The 19989-nt window shown below is 70.4% G+C and carries 21 protein-coding genes and 1 pseudogene; 9 read left to right on the top strand and 13 right to left on the bottom strand.

The genetic code is table 11. The features are described 5' to 3' along the window. Positions 1-2 precede the first annotated feature (2 nt). The gene (locus NE236_RS03285; RefSeq protein ID WP_289849695.1) at positions 3-572 is read left to right on the top strand and encodes a methylated-DNA--[protein]-cysteine S-methyltransferase; all 570 of its coding nucleotides are present in this window, start codon (positions 3-5) and stop codon (positions 570-572) included. Here the strand turns inward: NE236_RS03285 and NE236_RS03290 are convergent. Then, a complete protein-coding gene (locus NE236_RS03290) occupies positions 550-1410 on the bottom strand; it encodes a helix-turn-helix transcriptional regulator (protein WP_252840268.1) in 861 nt (286 codons plus the stop codon). The two genes, NE236_RS03285 and NE236_RS03290, sit on opposite strands and share 23 nt — an antisense overlap. A 103-nt stretch (positions 1411-1513) precedes the next feature. On the opposite strand from NE236_RS03290, the gene NE236_RS03295 reads away from it, so the two are divergent. Then, a complete protein-coding gene (locus tag NE236_RS03295) occupies positions 1514-2257 on the top strand; it encodes an SDR family NAD(P)-dependent oxidoreductase (protein WP_252840269.1) in 744 nt (247 codons plus the stop codon). A 55-nt stretch (positions 2258-2312) separates the two neighbouring features. Here NE236_RS03295 and NE236_RS03300 read toward each other — a convergent pair whose 3' ends face one another. The 3 genes from NE236_RS03300 to NE236_RS03310 all read right to left on the bottom strand — a co-directional run bounded on the left by NE236_RS03300 (position 2313) and on the right by NE236_RS03310 (position 3979). Continuing rightward, entirely contained in the window at positions 2313-2726 is a 414-nt protein-coding gene (locus NE236_RS03300; RefSeq protein ID WP_252840270.1) for an arsenate reductase ArsC, read from the bottom strand. Between the two features lie 108 nt (positions 2727-2834). Further along, entirely contained in the window at positions 2835-3596 is a 762-nt protein-coding gene (locus NE236_RS03305; RefSeq protein WP_252840271.1) for an aquaporin, read from the bottom strand. Further along, entirely contained in the window at positions 3593-3979 is a 387-nt protein-coding gene (locus NE236_RS03310; RefSeq protein ID WP_252840272.1) for an ArsR/SmtB family transcription factor, read from the bottom strand. Before NE236_RS03310 ends, NE236_RS03305 begins: the two co-directional genes overlap by 4 nt. Before the next feature lie 171 nt (positions 3980-4150). On the opposite strand from NE236_RS03310, the gene NE236_RS03315 reads away from it, so the two are divergent. After that, a complete protein-coding gene (locus NE236_RS03315; protein ID WP_252840273.1) occupies positions 4151-4663 on the top strand; it encodes an ArsI/CadI family heavy metal resistance metalloenzyme in 513 nt (170 codons plus the stop codon). Positions 4664-4684: 21 nt separating this feature from the next. On the opposite strand, the gene NE236_RS03320 is transcribed toward NE236_RS03315, so the two are convergent. From NE236_RS03320 to NE236_RS03330, 3 genes are all read right to left on the bottom strand, one after another. Beyond that, entirely contained in the window at positions 4685-5536 is an 852-nt protein-coding gene (locus NE236_RS03320) for a TIGR02452 family protein (RefSeq protein WP_252840274.1), read from the bottom strand. 74 nt (positions 5537-5610) lie between these two features. Further along, positions 5611-6177 carry a GNAT family N-acetyltransferase gene (locus NE236_RS03325; RefSeq protein WP_252840275.1) on the bottom strand — a complete coding sequence of 189 codons (567 nt, stop codon included), beginning with the start codon at positions 6175-6177 and terminating at the stop codon, positions 5611-5613. An 82-nt stretch (positions 6178-6259) separates the two neighbouring features. Further along, positions 6260-6685: a nucleoside deaminase gene (locus NE236_RS03330; RefSeq protein ID WP_252840276.1), complete on the bottom strand. Its 426-nt coding sequence runs from the start codon at positions 6683-6685 to the stop codon at positions 6260-6262. A gap of 312 nt (positions 6686-6997) precedes the next feature. On the opposite strand from NE236_RS03330, the gene NE236_RS03335 reads away from it, so the two are divergent. Both NE236_RS03335 and NE236_RS03340 read left to right on the top strand, forming a co-directional pair. Beyond that, a complete protein-coding gene (locus NE236_RS03335; RefSeq protein WP_252840277.1) occupies positions 6998-8047 on the top strand; it encodes an aldo/keto reductase in 1050 nt (349 codons plus the stop codon). A gap of 344 nt (positions 8048-8391) precedes the next feature. Beyond that, positions 8392-12987, top strand: a complete 4596-nt coding sequence (locus tag NE236_RS03340) for a hypothetical protein (protein ID WP_252840278.1) — start codon at positions 8392-8394, stop codon at positions 12985-12987. A gap of 15 nt (positions 12988-13002) precedes the next feature. Here NE236_RS03340 and NE236_RS45465 read toward each other — a convergent pair. Further along, a pseudogene (locus NE236_RS45465) lies at positions 13003-13149 on the bottom strand (Tn3 family transposase); the annotation flags it as partial. A gap of 187 nt (positions 13150-13336) precedes the next feature. On the opposite strand from NE236_RS45465, the gene NE236_RS44945 reads away from it, so the two are divergent. Further along, the gene (locus tag NE236_RS44945; protein WP_372494227.1) at positions 13337-13960 is read left to right on the top strand and encodes a DUF4158 domain-containing protein; all 624 of its coding nucleotides are present in this window, start codon (positions 13337-13339) and stop codon (positions 13958-13960) included. On the opposite strand, the gene NE236_RS03350 is transcribed toward NE236_RS44945, so the two are convergent. Next, positions 13961-14629, bottom strand: a complete 669-nt coding sequence (locus NE236_RS03350) for a GbsR/MarR family transcriptional regulator (protein WP_252840279.1) — start codon at positions 14627-14629, stop codon at positions 13961-13963. 164 nt (positions 14630-14793) lie between these two features. Here NE236_RS03350 and NE236_RS03355 point away from each other — a divergent pair, with 164 nt between their 5' ends. From NE236_RS03355 to NE236_RS03365, 3 genes are read left to right on the top strand one after another with little or no spacing between them, the layout of a single operon-like run. Then, a complete protein-coding gene (locus NE236_RS03355) occupies positions 14794-15999 on the top strand; it encodes a cytochrome P450 (RefSeq protein ID WP_252840280.1) in 1206 nt (401 codons plus the stop codon). Between the two features lie 5 nt (positions 16000-16004). Beyond that, positions 16005-16949: an ATP-binding cassette domain-containing protein gene (locus NE236_RS03360; protein ID WP_252840281.1), complete on the top strand. Its 945-nt coding sequence runs from the start codon at positions 16005-16007 to the stop codon at positions 16947-16949. Further along, positions 16946-17704 carry an ABC transporter permease gene (locus NE236_RS03365; protein WP_252840282.1) on the top strand — a complete coding sequence of 253 codons (759 nt, stop codon included), beginning with the start codon at positions 16946-16948 and terminating at the stop codon, positions 17702-17704. The genes NE236_RS03360 and NE236_RS03365 overlap by 4 nt, the downstream gene beginning before the upstream one ends. Here the strand turns inward: NE236_RS03365 and NE236_RS03370 are convergent. From NE236_RS03370 to NE236_RS03385, 4 genes are all read right to left on the bottom strand, one after another. Further along, positions 17667-18008 (bottom strand): DNA adenine methylase, encoded by a 342-nt coding sequence (locus NE236_RS03370; protein ID WP_252840283.1) that lies wholly within the window; start codon positions 18006-18008, stop codon positions 17667-17669. The two genes, NE236_RS03365 and NE236_RS03370, sit on opposite strands and share 38 nt — an antisense overlap. 10 nt (positions 18009-18018) lie before the next feature. Then, positions 18019-18255: a helix-turn-helix domain-containing protein gene (locus NE236_RS03375; RefSeq protein ID WP_252840284.1), complete on the bottom strand. Its 237-nt coding sequence runs from the start codon at positions 18253-18255 to the stop codon at positions 18019-18021. Between the two features lie 198 nt (positions 18256-18453). Continuing rightward, positions 18454-19086 carry a LysE family transporter gene (locus tag NE236_RS03380; protein WP_252840285.1) on the bottom strand — a complete coding sequence of 211 codons (633 nt, stop codon included), beginning with the start codon at positions 19084-19086 and terminating at the stop codon, positions 18454-18456. Between the two features lie 286 nt (positions 19087-19372). Then, on the bottom strand, positions 19373-19975 hold the full coding sequence (locus NE236_RS03385; RefSeq protein ID WP_252840286.1) for a TetR/AcrR family transcriptional regulator: 603 nt from the start codon (positions 19973-19975) through the stop codon (positions 19373-19375). Positions 19976-19989: the final 14 nt, after the last annotated feature.

The raw sequence follows: 19989 nt of genomic DNA on the forward strand, positions 1-19989 counted from the left end.
TGATGCGGCATCGTACGCACACGGTGATGGACAGTCCCGTCGGCCCGCTCACCCTGGTCGCGGCGGACGGCGTCCTCACCGGCCTGTACATGGACCGGCAGCGCCACCGGCCCGAGGAGCACACCTTCGGTGAGCGTGATCACGCGCCGTTCGGTGCGGCGATCCGGCAGCTGGAGGAGTACTTCGCCGGTCGGCGGACCGTGTTCGACCTGCCGCTGGCGCTGACCGGCACGGCGTTCCAGGAGCGCGTCTGGGCGGCTCTGCGGGAGATTCCGTTCGGTGAGACCGTCTCCTATGGCGAGCTGGCCGAGCGGATCGGCCGGCCGACCGCAGCCCGCGCCGTCGGACTGGCCAACGGCAAGAACCCGGTCGGGATCATCGTGCCCTGCCATCGCGTCGTGGGCTCCACCGGCGACCTGACCGGGTACGGCGGCGGCCTGTCCTGCAAACGGCACCTGCTCGCCTTCGAGCGGCGCACCGGCGCGCATCCGATGGCGGCGCTGCCCCCGGAGGCTCCGGAGCCGGCTCAGCGCGGCGCGGAACCGCTGTTCACGATGGACCCCGCACGGTGAGGTCCTGGGTGCCGACGACCTTGAGCAGGCGCAGCGCCTCCTGCGAAGGGCTCCCCGGCGCGGCGGTGTAGAAGATCGTCCACTGGTCGCGGTGCGGGTCGTGCAACGCCTCGCAGTCCAGGTCGAGCCATCCGACGAGCGGGTGGCGCAGCCGCTTGCTCGCCGAGCGGCGGACCTGGACGTCGTGCTCGGCCCACAGGCCGCGGAACTCGGGGCTGGCCGCCCGGAGCCGCTCGACCAGGCGGCGGACGCCCGCGTCGTGGGGGTAGAGGGCCGCCGCCGCGCGCAGGTCGGCGACCGACTCACGGGCGAACCGCCGGGCGCCGTCGGCGTCGTGGCGGGCGCGGGCCTTGGAGTCGGTGAAGAACCGCAGGATCAGGTTGCGCTCGCCGGGCGGCAGGCGGGAGAAGTCCCCCAGCAGGGCGGCCGCCATCGCGTTCCACGCCAGGACCTCATACGTCGCGTCGCACACCATGGCGGGGGTGTCGTCGAGCCGGTCCAGTAGGTGCAGTACCCCGGGCCGTACGTCGCGGGCCGGTCCCGGCGGCGGCCCGGGCACCTCCCCGGCCAGGTGGTACAGGTGGTCGCGTTCGTCGTCGGACAGGCGCAACGCCCGGCCGATCGCGGAGAGCATCTGCCGGGACGGCCGTGGCCCCCGGCCCTGTTCCAGGCGGATGTAGTAGTCCACCGACATGCGGGCCAGCTGCGCGACCTCCTGCCGGCGCAGGCCGGGAGTGCGCCGCCGCGGCCCGGCCTCCAGCCCGACGTCGCCCGGGCGCACGCGGGCGCGGCTGCGTCGCAGGAAGGCGGCCAGCTCCTTCCGGTCGAGTTCGCTCACACGTGCCAGGGTGCCGGATCGATGCCGCCGTGACCACGGGACCGCCGGTACCAGGCTCCATGGGGCTCTCCCGGCCGCGCCGGATGACGGCCACGGTGAGGGCATGACGAACTCGAACCCCAGCAAGATCGTTCTGATCACCGGAGCGAACAAGGGCATCGGCTTCGCCGCCGCACGCGAGCTCGCCGTGGCCGGGCACACCGTCCTGCTCGGCGCCCGCGACCCCGGGCGCGGGACCGCGGCCGCGGCGGAGCTGGCCGCGCAGGGCCTGGCCGTACGCTTCGTGCACCTGGACGTGACCGAGCCGGACACGATCGAGGCGGCGGCCCGGCTGATCTCCGAGACCCACGGCCGGTTGGACATCCTGATCAACAACGCCGGCATCAGCCGCGACCGGCCCCACCCGCCGACCGAGCTGCCCGTCGCGGCGCTGCGCGAGGTGTATGAGACCAACGTGTTCGGCGTCGTGGCCGTCACGAACGCGATGCTGCCGCCGCTGCGCAGGTCACCGGCCGCGTACGTCGGCAACGTGTCCAGCGGGCTGGGCACCGTCGCGTTCCTCACCGACCCGGACGCGCCGTTCTGGCAGTACGCGAACCTGCTCGCCTACAACTCTTCCAAGGCCGCGATGAACGCGATCACCCTGATCTACGCGCACACACTGCGGGACAGCGGGATCATGGTCAACGCCCTGTCCCCGGGGTTCTGCGCGACCGACCTGAACAATCACACCGGTCACCTCAGTGCGGACGAGGGCGGGGCGCACATCGCCCGCCAGGTCACCCTGCCCGGCGACGGGCTCACCGGTGTGTTCCTCAACGAGAACGGCGGCACCCACCCGTGGTGAACGGCCCGTGGTCCGATCAGCTCGTGACAGGTGGCCGGGCGGCTGGGAGTGGGTGTCAGTGGGCGGGGGCGAGTTCGGCCAGCAGTTCGCGGACGCGCCGGTCGATCTCGTCCCGGATGGGGCGGACCTGCTCGGCGGCTTCGCCGGCCGGGTCGGGCAGCTCCCAGTCCAGGTAGCGCTTGCCGGGGAACACCGGGCAGACGTCCCCGCAGCCCATGGTGATGACCACGTCGGCGCCCTGGACGGCCTCGCCGGTCAGCGGCTTGGGGAACTCCTTGGACAGGTCGATGCCGAGCTCGTCCATCACGGCGACCACGGCGGGGTTGATCTCGTCGGCAGGTGCGGATCCGGCGGAGCGGACACGCACCTGCCCGGCGGCGTGGTGGTCGAGCAGGGCGGCGGCCATCTGCGAACGTCCGGCGTTGTGGACGCAGACGAACAGGACCTCCGGGACGTGGGTCACGCTCACTCCTCGGGTTCGAGCGGCTGCGGTGAGCCGTTCGGTTGCGGATCTCAGGGCCAGGACCTGTGGGTGGTCATCGATGCGGGCGGACTTATCGAGCAGGCGAGGGCGGGTTCACGCGGAGGCGGGCTGCTGAGCGCCGGCCGCCGGTTCCGCGTGCGGGACGACGACGTCATCGGCACCCGAGCCTGTCCCGGCGGCCGGGTACAGGACGAGCACGAGGGCGGCGCCGATGAGGGCGCCGGCGAGTTGTGCGGCGATGAAGGGGGCGACCGAGGCGGGGGCGATGCCGGCGAAGGTGTCGCTGAAGGCGCGGGCGATGGTGACGGCGGGGTTGGCGAAGGAGGTGGAGGAGGTGAACCAGTACGCGGCACCGATGTAGGCGCCGACCGCAGCCGGGGCGAGCCGGGCCCGATCGGTGCGGGCCAAGGCGAAGATGAGGGCGACCAGCCCCGCGGTGGCCACCACCTCACTCAGCCACAGGTGGCCGCTGGAGCGATCCTTGGACGCGGTGGATACCGCAGGCAGGGCGAACATCAGATTCGCCAGCATCGCCCCGCCGATCCCCCCGGCGATCTGGGCGGGCAGGTAGGCGAGCAGGTCTCGGCCGGGCAGACCTGAGGCGGCCTTGCGGCCGAGCGCCCAGTCCACGATCGAGACGACCGGGTTGAAGTGAGCGCCGGAAACCGGCCCGAACAACACGATGAGGACCGTCAGCCCGGCCGCGGTCGCCACGGCGTTCTCCAGCAGCTCCAGCCCGACATCGCGTGGGGACAGCTGCGCGGCCATGATGCCCGAGCCGACCACCACGGTCACCAGTAGACCCGTGCCGATGAACTCGGCGAGCGCCCGCCGCGCCAACGGCGGGGCGGTCACCGGGCCCCCACCAGCGCCTGGGCCTGCGGGCCCAGCAGGGCCGACAGTCGCGCCAGGACGCCCGGGTTGATCCAGTAGTACACCCATGTGCCCCGGCGCTCGGAGTCGATCAGCCCGGCCTGCTTGAGCACCTTCAGGTGGTGGGAGATCGTGGGCGCCGTCAGGTCGAAGGCCGCGGTCAGGTCGCACACGCACGCCTCGCCGCCCTCATGGCAAGCGATCAGCGACAGCAGCCGCAGCCGCACCGGATCGCCGATCGCCTTGAACAGCGGCGCCAGCTCCTCGGCCTCCGCGACGCCCAGCGGCTCACAGACCAGCGGCGCGCAGCACGCCCCGGCATCAACGGCTGCGTCGTCGACCAGCGGCAACACTTGCTTCGACATGTCTCTAATTTGACATCCATCTAGGCAAGGACGCAAGCTGAGTTCACACTACTTAGACATTCATCGAATCAGAGAGCCTTTGGTTCGGGCCCGTACCGCCGCCGTCGCGGCAAGCCTCGGCTACCGCCTTCGACCAACCCCGTCCGGCATCGTTCGATCGAGGAGGAAGTCATGTCACGTGTTCAGCTCGCCCTGCGCGTCGCCGACCTGGAAGGTTCCATCGCCTTCTACTCCAAGCTGTTCGGCACCGAGCCCACCAAGCGCCGCCCCGGCTACGCCAACTTCGCCATCACCGAACCGCCGCTCAAGCTCGTCCTGATCGAAGGCGAGGCCGGCGAGACGACCCGCCTGGACCACCTGGGTGTCGAGGTCGAAGACACCGGCCAGGTGAGCGCGGCGACCCAGCGGCTCAGGGACGCCGGCCTGGCCACCTTCGAGGAGAACGACACCTCCTGCTGCTACGCCCTCCAAGACAAGGTCTGGGTCCACGGCCCCGGCCAGGAGCCCTGGGAGGTCTACGTCGTGAAGGCCGACGCCGGCACCCTCGGCAAGAGCGCCGCCCCTGCCGCCGACGGCGCTTGCTGCGGCACGACCGCCTGCTGCACCCCCGACGAGAAGGCCCTTGACCCGGCCCAGACCACCGCTGAGGCCAAAGCCGCCGCCGGGTGCGGCTGCAGCAGCTGACCCGCACCGGCGGAGGGATCCTCAGGCCGGATGCCCCGCTGCGGTCTCGGCGGCGAAGCGGGCGGTGAAGGCCGCGCGGTTGGCCGATTCCGGTTTGCGGTCCCAGACCGCGAAGACCACGTGGTCGAAGACGGTGGAGAACTCCCCATCCGCCGTGAGGTGGGCGTGGAACGCCTCGGCGACCTGGCGCGGATCGTTGCGGAACACCCCGCACCCCCACGCGCCGAGGACCAGCCGATCTGCGCCATGGTGGGCGGCCACGGCCAGCACCCGCCGCGCCCGGTCCCGGAGCACTCCGGGGATCCGGTCCCGTACGGCCGGGTCCCGGCGCAGCGCCTCCCCGGTGTTGGGGGCGGGGCAGGTCAGGAACGACACCGGATACGGCTCGGCCAGCAGCTCCCCGTCATCGCCGCGGTGCACCGGGACGTCGGGGGACCAGATGACGCGGTCGCTGTAGAGCAGGTCGGGGGAGGCGCGGTGCGCCTCGTAGTAGTCACGGGCCCGCAGCAGGCACGGGTACAGGAAGGAGTGCCGGCACAGATCCTCCTCCTGCGCGCGGGCGCCGCCGACGTATCCGCCGCCGGGGTTGCGCGCCGAGGCGAAGTTCAGCACGGCGATCCGGCCGGTGCCGGTGAGGTGGAGCCTCCGGGCCGCGCGCAGGCTGCCCTCGGCGGTCACCTCGAAGCGCGTACGGTGACCGGGCCCGGCCGGGGGCGGCGCGATGGTCGCGTCCGGGGGATGGCTGACCGTGGCCGCCATCGCGGCGTCCAGCGCCGGACCGACGACAACGACGGTGCCGTCCGGAAGGGCGTACTCGCCGTCGGCGACGATCTGTGCGTTGTCGGCCGCGTACCGGCGCAATCGGGTACTCACGGGCATGGGATCGTACGGGGCTCGGGCAGGCCCGATCGAACGGTTTTACCGGCCGAGACCCGTAGGCCGGCGGGCTATCCGGCCTGGCGGGCCCGCCATTCGTCCTCGAGCATCGCGTAGACCACCTCGTCGGTCCACTCGCCCTTGACGAGCTCGTTCTGCACCAGGTGCGCCTCGCGGCGCATCCCGATGCGTTCGAGCACCCGTGCCGAGGCGGTGTTGCGGCCGTCGAGGCGCCCGACGACACGATGCAGGCCGAGCCCCTCGAACCCCAGGCGGAGCATCGCCTCGGAGGCCTCGGTCGCATAGCCGCGGCCGCCGTGGCCGGGGTGGAACACGTAGCCGATCTCGCCCTGGCGGTGTTCGCGGCTGGTCCAGATCAGCAAGGCGTCGCCGATGAGCGTGCTGGACTCCGGCAGGACCACCGCCAGCTGCAGGGAGCCGCCCTCATCGGCCAGCACCGAAGAGTGGATCTTCTTCTCCAGCGCCTCGCGGACCTCGTCGCGGTCGCGGGCCTCCCAGTACAGGTACTGGGTGACCTCCGGCCGCGACTGGATCTCGTGGAGGGCGTCGAGGTCGTCGGGAGTGTAAGGGCGCAGGTGAAGGCGTTCGGTGATGATCGGGTAATCGGGCTTCAGCACCGGTCGATCCTATGGGCCGCCATCCCCGCGCCGGATCGCGTCGCAGCGGACACAGGAGATCCCACGCGACCTGCTCGAGCCGTCAGCGGTAGAAGCCCTCGACCGGGACGCGTGCCTCCTCGAAGAGCGCCGGGCCCTCCTGGGGCACCACCGGCCAGCCGCCGCCCGGTTTGAGCGCGACGAGCTGCTCGTTGGACAGCGCGAACACCACGCGTCCCAGGCCGGAACGCTCGATGGCGCCCGAGCACATCGTGCACGGCTGGCAGCTGGTGTACATGGTGGTGGCCGCCGCCGTGGCGGAATCCAGCTCGCGGGCCGCCCACCGGGCCAGCTTCAGCTCCGGGTGGGCGGAGATGTCACGGTCACTGGTGACCGTGTTGTGCTCCTCGGCCAGCACGTCGCCGTCGGGGCCGACCAGCAGCGAGCCGAACGGGGCGTCCCCGCTCGCGCGTGCCTTGGCGGCCAGTTCGACGGCCCTGCGCAGGAATCGCTCGTCCTCAGGTGTCACTGTCGCTCCGTTCGTCGTGGTGTGTGTCCAGGTCCCAGCGATCGGCCACGGTCGCGAGCGCCCGCCAGGCCCTCTGGGGATGAGGGCGGGCGCGCGTGCCCTGGGGCCGGTCCGCCGTACTTCGGCTCGGCTCCAGGGCGCCCTCTGCGCTGTCGTCGACGAGCGAAGGACTTGATCTAGAGTCGGCTCTAGCTCCTAAGGTACGGCGCGTGGCCGGACCTTCCGCCGCCCGCGCCCGTGGCAGCACCGGCGCCGCGATCATCGGCCGACGAGCCGCGTGATCACCCCGTATTCACGAGAAGGAGCACGACCTTGCGCTACCGCGTTCTCGGCGGCACCGGCATCCAGGTGAGCGTCCACTGCCTGGGAGCCATGATGTTCGGCGCCGTGGGCAACCCCGACCACGACGAGTGCGTCCGCATCATCCACGCGGCCCTCGACCAGGGCATCAATTTCGTCGACACCGCCGACATGTACTCCGCCGGTGAGTCGGAGGAGATCGTGGGCAAGGCGCTGAAGGGCCGCCGCGACGACGTGGTGCTGGCCACCAAGGTGCACTTCCCGATGGGGGAGGGGCCCAACCGGGGCGGCAACTCGCGGCGCTGGATCATCAAGGAGGTCGAGGAGAGCCTGCGGCGCCTGCGGACCGACTGGATCGACCTGTACCAGATCCACCGCCCCGACCACACCACCGACATCGAGGAGACCCTCTCGGCGCTCAGCGACCTGGTGCAGCAGGGGAAGATCCGGGCCTTCGGCTGCTCCACGTTCCCCGCCGATGAGATCGTTGAGGCCTACCACGTCGCCGAGCGCTACGGCCTGCGGCGTTTTCGGACCGAGCAGCCGCCGTACTCGCTCCTCGCCCGTGGCATCGAGGGCTCGGCGCTCCCTGTCTGCCGGCGTCTCGGGATGGGCGTGCTGACGTGGAGCCCGCTCGCGTCCGGCTTCCTGACCGGCAGGTACCGCAAGGGCCGGCCCATCGACCTGTCCACCGGCCGCGCCTCGCTCACGCCGGCGCGCTTCGACCCCGCCCTCCCGCAGAACGCGAGGAAGTACGAGGCCGTCGAACAACTCATCGAGCTCGCCGCGGACCTCGGCTGCACCCTGCCCGAGCTCGCCGTCGCCTTCCCCATCGCCCACCCCGCGGTGACCTCGGTGATCATCGGTCCTCGGACGATGGAACAGCTGCAGAACAGCCTCAAGGGCGCCTCGCTCACCCTCGACGACGCGACCCTCGACCGGATCGACGAGATCGTGCCCCCGGGGACCGACCTGTACCGGGCGGACGGCGCCTGGCAGGCCCCTTCGCTGACCGACACCTCGGCGCGGCGCCGCCCGCTCACCGACCGCGCCGCCGGCTGAGCGCCGGAACCCAGGCGGCGTTCGGGCGGCCTGGCCGAACGCCGTCCGACGGGTCCATCGGGTGTGGAGGGCGTTTCGCTACGCTCAGCGCTATTTGATGATCCGGCTGGAGTTGACAACGCATGACGTCGGTCGACGATACGGTCCTCACCGCCATACGCTGCGCTGATACGGACCGGCTTTCAGCCAGCCTCGATCCATTGAAGTGTCCGCCAGCCGTCCTCCAGCTTCTTATCAGGCATGAGGATCCACGACTGCGGGGATTGGGCCTCGTATGCCTTGCCGAACGCCTTGATGCGAGACGAGATGAAGACCGATCCGAGCTGGCCGAATTCGCGGCGTCGTTGCCGGGCTCACTCAATGGTCCGCCGGAGGCAGCGCTGGCCCTGGCGCACCTTTATCTCCAGCTGCGGGCCTACGTCCGGCCCCGGCTGCCCTGGCCGCAGTGGCGTAAGGCGGATCTGCCGACCCGGGTCCAAATCGCGTGGCTGAGCGCCGAGATCGCTGACCGGCCTGAGACCCTGCGGGACGAGCCTGCGGGCGAACTGCTCTACCAGGCGGTCCGCGGGATCGGCGCCGCTAATGTAGACGAACCGGAAAGCTTCGCCCGGGAGTTGTCGGACCGGCTCGATCCTGTGTTGCGGGCAGAGGCTCTGCGGGTTACTCGCGAGGCCGTGCACGCCGGCCTGCTGGCACCGGAACGAGCCCGGACGCTCGTGGTGGGGCTCGCCGGATCGATCGCAGGGCAACCCGCCACGGACGCCTCCGCAGCCGACCTCGCCGCGGCGGCGCTGCGTGAGCTGTCAGAGCCCTGGGCCGCGTTGGATCCGCTGCCACAAGAGCACCTGTACCGGCTCCTCGAGACCGGGCCCGGCGCCACCGTCTGCGCAGTGGCCGCCGCAGCGATCGAAGCCGCAGCCCACCACGGGCATCAGGACGTGCTCCGCGACGTGGCCGCCGACCGAAATCGGCCCCCAGCGCTCCGACGACGCGCACTGGAGCTGCTGGGGGACTTTGCGAGCCGCGATGACGTCCACGACCTCGCGGGCATTGCCGCTACCGACCCCCTTTTGCTCGCTGGGCCGGTCATCCGGTGCCTACGTGGGCTACACCGGCGTGGGCACTTCCCATCGGGCGACGATGCCCCGGCGATCGTGCGCTTGGCCATCGCCGACCATTCGGTGCCCGCGGACGAGGTCGCCACCATCTTGTTCACGTGCCGGCGCGCGACGCTCCAGGAGCTGACGACGGCGGCTGCGAACGATCCGCACTGGCCGCGGCGGCTGGAACTTCTGGTCGCCCTGGCCGCTCAGGGCACAGGGGACCTACCGGTGGGTAAGAAGGTCACTGACCTGCTGCGCGCCGCGCCGGATCCGCGACCGTTCTTGCGAGCGATCCGCGCGCTGCGCCATACGGCCGCCGAGGAGGCCGTCATCGCCGCGCTACCACGGTCACCTGCGGCAGCGCTGGGCGCTCTTGAAGCCGTGGGCGGAGCCCGGACGGTCACGGCGCTGCGAGACGGGCTGGGCCTGGACGGGTCAGATGGCAGAGACGCTGCCGGCGCTGTGGCGTCCTACCTGCGGCCGGTTCGCCACCGGGCCCTGGAAGTGCTGTGGCATCTCACCGAGGACCCCGACCGGCGACAGTCGATCCTCGTTCGGCTCGACCCGCAGGATCTGCCTCGCCGGATCGCCGCCGATCTCGGCGGCCCGGACGAACGGGAACTGGCGTTGCTCCGCGCGGGCCTGGACCCGGATAAGCCCGTGGCTGCCCTGTGCAAGCTGGCGCGCAACGGCAGCTCCAGCACAGTGCCGGCCATCGCCGACCTTCTGCTGCGGGTCGTGTCCGACCTCGCGGCATCCTGGGCGCCGGGAGCGTCCGGCGGCACCAGCGAACCGACAGTGCCGCAGGAAGTCGTTGCGGCCATTCGTGACCTCGGCGGTCGCCTCCACGAAAGAGCGAAGATCCGGCCGAACTGTCTTTTGGACGCCGCAGACGCGCGAGAGGCCGGCGACGCGCTCGTCGCGAGCATCGCGCTCGATCTACTGGACCGCCCCACGCTCACGGCGGCCGAGCAAATGATCCTGCTCGACCTGCTCCTCCAGACTTCCCATCGCGAAATCCGGGCACGAGTACATCCGCTGCTTCGCCACCGTGACCGCCACGTCCGCAAGCACGTGATCGCGCTATTCGCCCGCGACGCCGACGGCGAGGACGCACAGGCATTGTCGGCAAGCCTGATCCCGCTCACCGCCGCCCCCGACGTGCAGACCGTACGCCAAGCGCTGCTCGCGCTCGGACACGCGCGCGCGTGCTGGGCCGCGGCTGCGGTCGCGGCCTGCCTCGACCATCCCAACATGAACGTCAAGAAGACCGCCGCGGCCGCGCTGATCCACGCCGGAACCGCGGTGGCTGTGCCGAAGCTGCTGTTGTGGCTCGGCAGGCACGACAACCCGGGCCTGCGCGCCGCGCTCATCGAGGCGTTGCGGACGATCCTCGGTGACGCGTACGCCGCCACCGTCGTCGCCGCGGCCGACCGCGCCGGCGACGACCGTACCCGTGCCCTGCTGCTGACCGGCCTCGATGGCTCACTGTCCGCCCGTGCCGTCGGCGCTCTGGCCGACCAGGGGTCACCGGCCGGATCCACCCTGTTCTCGCTCGTCGCCGCAGGCCGACTCACCCTTGGTTCGGGTACGGCTGCGGACCTGACGGACCAGATGGCGGCCCACGGCATCACGCCGCCAGCCGGTCAAGGACCGCCAGCCGCCCGGCCGGACGCCGAACTCGACGCCCTGGCGAGGCACGGCTGGAACACCGAGATCGCACGGTGCCTTGCGGAAAGGTTCGACCGGGATCCCGACGAGCTAACCGCCGAACGGCTAAGCCGGCTCCGGCCGATGCTGGCACGTTGGCTGGAACTGGCCGCCGAAGGTCCAGAACATCGCGGCCGGGTCCTGCGGTTCATGTTGCAGCTCTGCCCCCCGCCGTGGACAGCCGGTGAGACGGAGACCTTCGCCCGGTCGGTACGGACGCTGGTCGCAGGGCTGGCCGACGTCGGCGATGCTCATCGCGACCGTCTCCTCACACTGCTTGAGGACACGGTCGTACGGCTGCCCTCCACCGACATGTTCGACATCGCCGCCCGGATTCGCGCGCTGCCGCCGGAAGCCGCGGGGAGCCGGTCCGCGCTGGTGCTGCTGCGCCGATGCGGCGCAGTGCTGACCCGCACCGACCTCGGGCGGGCGCTGGCCGCCGCCCGCGCGGGCGCGAACCCGTGGCTGGCTGAGGAGGAAGTGTTGCGGGAGGCATTCGGGCTGCCAGGACCGGTCGCCGCCGCATCGAGCGGCAGCGCTGAGGCGCCCGAGCGCCCTGCCGTACGCCGATGGCGGGAGGCCATCGCTGCGGCCGTCCGCACACCCGACGCCCTCCGGCGATTCCGCGTCGCCGACCGGCCCGTAGACGGCCTCGACTCCCAAGACCCTGACGAGGCCGCCCACCGACACCTCGCCCATGCTGGTCGCGACGGACGCCCGACGGATTCACGGGACCGGCTCAACGCACTGATCGGCGTCTTCGGCAACGCCGACACCAAGGTGCGCGACGTCCTGCTGGACTGGATGATCGAGCTGCAGCCACTCGACGCACCATCGTGGACCATCGCGGAGGACGCCCGCCGATCCATGTCAACCGGCCGCGTACCTCGTCCCGGTGATCGGGACCAGCCCCGCTCAGCGGCCCTGCATGAGCGCCTGCTGAAGATGCTGGACGATCCCGTGCAGGATCAACGCGAAGCCGCGGCCCGCGCCTTGCTGAGCTGGCCCGAACCCCAGTTCCGGCTTACGGTGCTGCGTGCCTTCCTCGACGGCCGGGTCGACCTCGCCGTCACCGCGGATCTCGCGCATGTCCTGACCCTCATGAGCGAGACCGAACTGCGCGAGGCCGGCGAGCATGGCTCCGGCGGCGACGCGGCTTGCGAACGGATCGCCCGCGTCGCCGCCCATCTGCACCCACCGGACGTGGACCGATTCATCCCCCTGTTGTTGGCATGGTGGGAACACGGCGGACCCCCCCTTCACGCGTCAGCCGAGCGGGCGTTGCGCAAGGCGGCCCCCGATGTCCTGGCCGAGACCCTGTCCGGCCGCCTCGAAACCGGAGCCTGGGGCCTGCTCGATCTCATCTCCGACGTCGCGCTGCTGCGTACCCCCACGCTGGCGCGGGCGCATCGGCGACTACGCGACGAAGGACGCGACGACCTCGCGGACAAGATCGTGCTGGTGGAAGGGCCGCTGCGCCATCCCAACGCGGCCCAGCAGGACTCCGCCGCTCTCTCGGCGCTCCGCAGCCGAACCCGTGTCCCGGAAGCGGTCGCTCGGGAACAACGGGCGCCCCGGGCGGAACTGCTCCACCTGGCCCGTACCGGCGGCCCCGAGCAGATCCGCCGGGCGCTGACCCTGCTCGCCGAGCGTCACGACGACGACCCCGCCCGCGTGCGCCGACACGGCGCGGGCCGGCCGGCGGATCGCGATCCCGAGCTTAAGGAACTACTCGCCGAGTCGCTCGGCCATCCCGAGGCGAGAGTCCGGCTGCACGCCCATCGGATCTCCCGCAAGGTGATGAACCACGGGGACTACCTGGAACAGACCTTGCTACTCCTGGACGACCGGCAACCCGACATCGTGCGCTCGGCGGTCAAGACCTTGTGCCACGCGGCGTGGAAGCCAGCCATCCCAGCACTGGTCGACCTGCTCACGCACTCCCACGCCGCCGTCCGAAGGGCTACCTCCGACGGGCTCGTGCTCCTCGGTGCGCCGGCGTGCCCTGCACTCAGGCACGCCGCCGGCAGGGCACGCCCGGACAAACGACACCTCTACACCACCGTGCTCGAGGGGATCACATCCACGACTACCGCTGACCTGGAACCCAACGGCCGACCAGGGTGACCGAGTCCACGCCTTGGTCACCGCCGTGACCCGCCGCCGCAGCGCCGGGTCCGCAAGGCATCGAAGGAGCGCAACGGTGCGTACGGACCGGCCGGCCTCCCGGAATGCCTTGTAGATCTCGCCCTTGCGAGAGTGTGAACCCAGCCGGCGCAGCAGTACGGCGCACACTCCAGTACAGCGCAGATCGGCTCCACACCGAACTGCTCCCGGTGAGCATCGATGAACTCGACTAGTGCGGCAGTTTCGGGGTCGAGTTCCCGGGCGAAATAGGGGTGCCGGTAAGAAACGTGTCATGAGCCCCAAACGGCGTTGATCTTGTTGTGACTTGCCTGGTCAATGCTGGGCGGACATGACGCACCCCCCCGATGCATATCGACGAGTTGGTCGAGCACTGGACGATCCTGGACGAAGAGCGCGACCTCATCGTTGGCAAGCGCGGCGCCACGCGCCTCGCCTTCGCGATCTTGCTGATGTTCTACACCCAGTACGGCCGTTTCCGCGCGGACGCTCGGAGCTGCCCGACCAGGTCGTCGAACACGTGGCCAAGCAGGTCCAGGTCCCCGCCTCGGAGCTCGGCTTCTACGAGTGGTCCGGCTCCACCATCGAGTACCACCGCAATCAGATCCGCACGCACCTCGGTTTTCGTACCTGCACAACCGCTGACGCGACGAAGGTGACGGTGTGGCTGGCCGAGAACGTCGCACACGCTGAGCGACGGCCCGAGCGGGTACGGGAGGAACTCCTCAAGCACCTGCGGGAGGAGAGGATCGAGCCGCCCACTGATGCTGCAAGACGTCCTGGCCGATCCGGAGTGGGCCAGGCTGCTCAAGCCCGCCGACCGGCGCGGGCTGACGCCGCTGTTCTGGCAGCACGTCCAGCCCTACGGCGAGGTACGGCTGGACGTCGCCAAGCGACTGGCGCTGAGCGGGGATGTCGCGCAGCCGGGCAGCCCTGCACAATCCCTGCGGTCTGATCACGGCGGGAGGTCGCGCCAGCGTTCGGCCGACGCCAGACCATCCAGGCTGATCCGCTCCAGGAACGCACCGCCCCTGGTCAGGCGGCGTCCCACGGGCGTGTCGAGCCCGAGCGTCTGCCCCGCCGCCTTAGCGATTTCAGCCGCCGCGAGCGTCTGCCGCAAGCTGATCACCGTCGAGTGGTACCAGGCGTCGTCGTCGACCACGTAGATGTCGTGCCGCCGCTGCGGATCACGTTCGCGCCTGATCAGCCCCTGCTGGGTCAGGTAGCCCACCGCCATGGAGATCGAGGCGGGACTGACTTTCAGCCCGCGCGACAGCTCGGCCGCAGTGAGCCTGCCGTCCTCGCTCAGCCACAGGCCGATGAGCACGCGCGCCACCATTTTCGGCACGCCCATCCCGATCGCCATCTCGACGGCTCCCTCTTCCACCTCGAAGACCTTGCGGTCCTGGGGTTCGGCCTCGGGCGAACGTGCCGGGGTGCCGCGCCGCGCCCGCCGCGCTGTCGCCTGGTGCGCCCGCTCGGGGCGGTAGTCGCTGGGGCCGCCGTTGCGGCCGACCTCACGGCTGATCGTCGAGGTCGGCCGGTCCAGCCGCCTGGCGATCTGGGCGTAGGAGCGGCCTTCGGCGAGGCCGGTCGCGATGCGCTGGCGGTCCTGCAGGGTCAACCTTCCTTCTGACATGACACCACTATTGCGTTCGGCGCCACACAATGCAATGTTTCATTGCATTTAGCTTCAGCGTCAACGCATCAATTTATTGGTGTTGACCTGCACCTATGTGCATCGATTGATTGACGGAATTTCTGAAAGCAACGTAGCTTTCAATCGTGATGAACACGTTCTATCGCGATGAGCCGGTCACTCCGTCCCTCGACCGCGCACCCGCCTGCCCCTTCGATCCCGCCCCTTCACTCACCGCCCTGCGCGCAGAGCAGCCAATCGCCCGTGTGGCCGCGCCCGAGGGCGCCCCCGGCGTCTGGATGATCACCGGATACGACCTGGTCCGCCAGATCCTCGCCGACCCGCGGTTCAGCTCCCGCTACGAAACCCACTACCACCCCCTGGCGGGCGGGCACCTGCCGCCCGCCCCCGTCGGCGACCTGACCGGCATGGACGCACCCCAGCACACTCGCTTCCGCAAGCTGCTGGCGGGCAAGTTCACCGTCCGCAGGATGAACCTGCTCACCGAGCGGGTCACCGAGATCACCCGTGAGCGGCTCGACGCGATGCAGCGGCAGGGTCCGCCCGCCGACCTCGTCGAGGTCTTCGCGCAGCCGGTTCCAGCGCTGATGATCTGTGAGCTGCTCGGCGTGCCGCACGAGGACCGCGACCAGTTCCAGAGCTCCACCCGGGCCCTGCCGGAGGCCGGGACCGCTGAGGCGCAGTACGCCGCCTTCGTCGAGCTCGGCACGTACCTGCGGGAGCTCGCGCTCGTCAAGCGGGCCAAGCCGACCGACGACCTGCTCAGCGACCTGGCCACCGGCGGCGACCTGACCGACGAGGAGCTCGGCGGCGTGGCCGCGTTCCTGCTCGGCGCCGGTTTCGACACCACCGCCAACATGCTCGCGCTCGGCACCTTCGCCCTGCTGCGCAACCCGGCCCAGCTCACCGCCCTGCGCGGCGATCCCGACCTGGCCGTCGGCGCCGTGGAGCAGCTGCTGCGTTACCTGTCTGTCGCCGCCACCGGTATGCGCGGCGTGCTGGAGGACGTGGAGCTCGGCGGCAGGCAGCTCAAGGCGGGCGACACGGTCGTCATCGCGATCAACGCCGCCAACAGGGACCCGGCCAGGTTCTCCGACCCCGACGTGCTCGATCTGCGCCGCTCGGCCGCCGGGCATCTGGCCTTCGGTCACGGCGTCCATCAGTGCCTCGGTCAGCAGCTTGCCCGCATCGAGATGCGTGTCGCGTTTCCCGCGCTGCTCATCCGCTTCCCGACGCTGCGGCTCGCCGTACCGGCTGAAGAGCTGTCGCTGCGTACCGACCCCTCGCAGGTGTACGGCGTGCACAGCCTGCCCGTCACCTGGGATCGAGGGTGAACGCGATGCGAACCTTCGTCTCGGTGACGGGGCTGCGTAAGTCCTACGGCGCCCACCGCGTCCTGGACGGCATCGACCTCACGATCCCGCAGGGCACCGTCTTCTCGCTGCTCGGCCCCAACGGCGCGGGCAAGACCACCACAGTGCAGATCCTGTCCACCCTGATCAAGGCCGACGCGGGCGAGATCTGGGTCGCCGGGCACGACCTGGCCAAGGAACCCGACAAGGTGCGAGCCGCAATCGGCGTCACCGGCCAGTTCGCCGCGGTCGACAGCTTCCTCACCGGCGAGGAGAACCTGCGACTCATGGCCGACCTGCTCCACCTCGGCCGCGCCAAGGGCCGCAGGCGCGTCCGCGAACTGCTGGAGCGCTTCGACCTCACCGATGCCGCACGCAAGCCCGCGGTCACCTACTCGGGCGGCATGCGCCGCCGGCTCGACCTCGCCATGACCATGGTCGGCACGCCCAGGCTCATCTTCCTCGACGAACCGACCGCAGGCCTGGACCCGCGCAGCCGCCGCACGATGTGGCAGATCGTCCGGGACCTCGTCCAGCAGGACGGCGTGACCATCTTCCTGACCACCCAATACCTGGAGGAGGCCGACGTACTCGCCGACCGCATCGCGCTGCTCAGCCAGGGCCGGTTGGTGGCCGAGGGCACCCCTGAGGAGCTCAAGCGAATGGTGCCCGGCGGCCACATCGTCGTGCGCTTCGCCGACCCCGACGGGTACCGCAGGGCGGCCGGCCACGTCGGCGCCACCTCCAGCAACGACGCGGCGCTCACCGTCCAGATCCCCGACTCCGGCGGAGTCAGGACGCTGAGGAAGCTCCTGGAATGGCTGGACACGCATGCCATCGACGTCGCCGAGCTGTCGATGCACACCCCCGACCTGGACGACGTCTTCCTCACACTGACCCAGGAGCCCTCGACCAAGGAGCCCTCCCGATGAGAGCGATCACCGACTCGGCGACGATGCTGCGGCGCCAGGTCAAACACATCTGGCGCTACCCCACGCTGATCCTCACGTTCGCGTCCGTGCCCGTGGTGTTCCTGCTGCTGTTCGTCTACGTCTTCGGCGGCACCATGGGCGCGGGCATCGGCGCCGACCGCGCCGCCTACGTCGGTTACCTCACCCCCGGCATCATGATCACGACGATCGTCGGGGCAGCGCAGGGGACCGCGATCTCGGTGGCGACCGACATGACCGAGGGCATCATCGCCAGGTTCAAGACCATGGCCATCGCCCGCGTATCGGTGCTCACCGGTCACGTACTCGGGGCGATGGTGCAGACGTTCCTCGCGATTGCCATGGTGACCGTGGTGGCGTTGCTGATCGGGTTCCGCCCGTCCGCCTCGGTGCTGGACTGGCTCGGCGTGGTCGGTGTGCTGGCCATGTTCACCTTCGCGATCACCTGGCTGTCGGTCGCGCTCGCCATGGTCACCAAGAACGTGGCCACGGCCAGCAACCTGCCGATGCCGCTGATGCTGCTGCCGTTCCTCGGCAGCGGCTTCGTCCCGACCGAGTCGATGCCGGCTGGTTTGCGCTGGTTCGCCGAGCACCAGCCGGCCACCCCTGTCATCGAGACGCTGCGCGCGCTGCTGGCCGGGCGTCCGGCCGGGTCCAGCTTCCTGGAGGCGGCTGTGTGGAGCGCGGGCATCGCCCTGGTCAGTTATCTGTCGGCACGCCGGCTCTACAACCGGTGAGGTTCACTGGATTCGGTCCAGGATCGGACAGGTCACCGTAGGCCGCCTCCAGCTCGGCGCGTGAATGCGGTGTCAAGGCGCACACGCGGGTCAGGTCGGCGGGGCGCTCGCGCAGGACCTTCCAAAAGATCATCAGGTCACGGTCCAGGTCGTTGACCGTCTCCAGCCGGGACGGCTTCTTCGCCAGCAGCACGGACAGGGACCCGGCGAACGGTTCCACGTAGTGCGTGTGCTCGGGCAGCATGACGGCGATCTCGTCGGTCAGCTTGGCCTTGTCGCCGTAGTGGGTGACCGGGAGCAGCACCGTGCTTCTCCTACGCCGAGACCGGCTTGTCGGGATCGAGGTGGCGGTAGATCGTGGCGCGGCTGACGCCGAGCCGGTCGGCGATCTGCTGGACGGTGTAGCGGCGCTTGCCGTCATCGCCCTTCATCTCGTACAGCGCGCGGGCCATCTCCACCCCGTGAGCGTCCAGGGCCAACCCCAAATAAGCGCTTGCGGCCTTCAGGATCTCGTTCGCCCGCCGCAACTCGCGGTTCTCCCGCTCCAGCAAGCCTGACAGCACATGCCCCGGCCGGGGTACGGCCGGGGCCACAAACGGGGCGCAGATGGGCCTTTGGCGGCCCGCCCGCGCTCTCTCGTTCACAGACTGATGTATCACACAGCTACTTTGGGGCTGGGGTCAGCTTCGGGAGTATGACGCCGGTTCGACGAGGAACTCGACGTGCCTGTGCGGCGATCATCCGCCGCCTCAGTGCGAGGCGATGAGAAGGTTCAGGGCCAGGGCGGTGACGACGGTGCTGGAGACGATCGCGGTGACGAGCCGCCCACGGACGCCGGTCAGGGCGCGGCCGAGGAGCGCGCCGCCGCCCGCCAGCAGCAGCTGCCAGCTCGCGGACGCGGCGAAGGCGGCGAGGACGAACACGGTCTGCCGCGGGTGGTCCGGAGCCACCGTTCTCTGGCCGGCCAGCACGAGCGCCCCAAAGTAGACGACGGTGGTGGGGTTCAGCATCGTGATCGCCAGCAGACCCAGGTAGGCCCGTCCGGGACCGACCGGGGAGTCCTCGGCCAGGGTGGGCGTCTGGCGCCGGCGGTATCGGGCGATCGCCACCGTCGCACCGCGGACGGCCAGCGCGATCAGTACCAGGGCCGAGCACCATCGCAGGGGAAGCAGGACGGGCCGGATCACGGATGCCACGGCGGAACCGCCCACCATCGCGATCAGCGCGTACAGCCCGTCAGCGGTTGCGACACCGAACGCGGCGGAGACACCGGTCGTCAAGGACGTGCGGGCGGTCAGTGTGATGAGGTAGGTGGCGACCGCCCCCACCGGCACCGCGATGCCGTAGCCGGCGACCAGGCCCGCGACCAGCGCGGCGATCACGGTCGTGCGGCGGTCGGCCTCCGTGGTCGGCCCGGCTGCTGGTGGACCCGCACCGGTCGGACGGCGGTGGTCGGCGGCAGCACGGCGTTGATCGTGGTCATGGCCGGATCCTGCCTGCTGTCCGCAGAGCCCGGCAACCCTATTTCGGCCCGGCCCGGGGTAACGCATCGCTGAACGCCGTACTTCCTGCAGCGGTTCATATCGTGTTCCGGTGGAGTGGATGATCCGACCCGCCACTCGCACTACCCCCTGACCTGCGGCACCCGTGCGCAGGGACGGGATGGTGTCACAGGCGGTCGGGGTGCAGGGTGCCGACGCCGCGGAGCAGGGTGTCCACGACGAGCGTCGCGAGGGCGTCGGTGTCCTTCTCGTCCCTGCTCTGTGCGGCCTCGTGGATGAGGGCGTAGTAGACGCGGCGAGTCCATGGAATGTCGACGTCGGCGCGCAGGACGCCCGCCTCCCGGGCCCGGCGGAACAACCGTTCGCACGTGTCCCGTACATCGGTGTGGACGCGCGCCACCTCCGGGTTGGCCGAGGAGGCCCGGCTCATCGCGAATCCCCAGCTGACCTTGACGCCCAGGACGTTCGCGGTCGTCTGGTAGAGGGCGACCAGCGGCGGAGCCGTGTCCGGGTGGGCGGCATCCACCGCCGCGGCGAACTGCCGGGTGGCCCACACCGCCAAGGCGTCGATGAGTGCCTCGCGGGTGGCAAAGCGCCGGTGCACGGTGGTGCGGGCGACGCCGGCGGCTTCGGCGATCTGCTCCATCGTGGCCGCCGGATCGCGGCTGAGGGTGCGTTCGGCCGCCTCCAGGATCGTCGTCATCGTCCGCTCGGCGTCCGCACGCAGCGGCCGAGCGCCGAGATGCGTCGACTGCCGCTGTGTCGTCATGGGTAAAGCATACG

The sequence above is a fragment of the Actinoallomurus purpureus genome, assembly GCF_024055795.1.
In the GTDB taxonomy this organism is placed as follows: domain Bacteria; phylum Actinomycetota; class Actinomycetes; order Streptosporangiales; family Streptosporangiaceae; genus Actinoallomurus; species Actinoallomurus purpureus.

Bases quoted from the DNA above. Each gene is read 5' to 3' on its own strand.
- NE236_RS03285 (WP_289849695.1), top strand. From the start codon at position 3: ATGCGGCATCGTACGCACACGGTGATGGACAGTCCCGTCGGCCCGCTC.
- NE236_RS03295 (WP_252840269.1), top strand. From the start codon at position 1,514: ATGACGAACTCGAACCCCAGCAAGATCGTTCTGATCACCGGAGCGAAC.
- NE236_RS03310 (WP_252840272.1), bottom strand. From the start codon at position 3,979: ATGTCGAAGCAAGTGTTGCCGCTGGTCGACGACGCAGCCGTTGATGCC.
- NE236_RS03315 (WP_252840273.1), top strand. From the start codon at position 4,151: ATGTCACGTGTTCAGCTCGCCCTGCGCGTCGCCGACCTGGAAGGTTCC.
- NE236_RS44945 (WP_372494227.1), top strand. From the start codon at position 13,337: ATGACGCACCCCCCCGATGCATATCGACGAGTTGGTCGAGCACTGGAC.
- NE236_RS03355 (WP_252840280.1), top strand. From the start codon at position 14,794: ATGAACACGTTCTATCGCGATGAGCCGGTCACTCCGTCCCTCGACCGC.
- NE236_RS03360 (WP_252840281.1), top strand. From the start codon at position 16,005: ATGCGAACCTTCGTCTCGGTGACGGGGCTGCGTAAGTCCTACGGCGCC.
- NE236_RS03365 (WP_252840282.1), top strand. From the start codon at position 16,946: ATGAGAGCGATCACCGACTCGGCGACGATGCTGCGGCGCCAGGTCAAA.
- NE236_RS03385 (WP_252840286.1), bottom strand. From the start codon at position 19,975: ATGACGACACAGCGGCAGTCGACGCATCTCGGCGCTCGGCCGCTGCGT.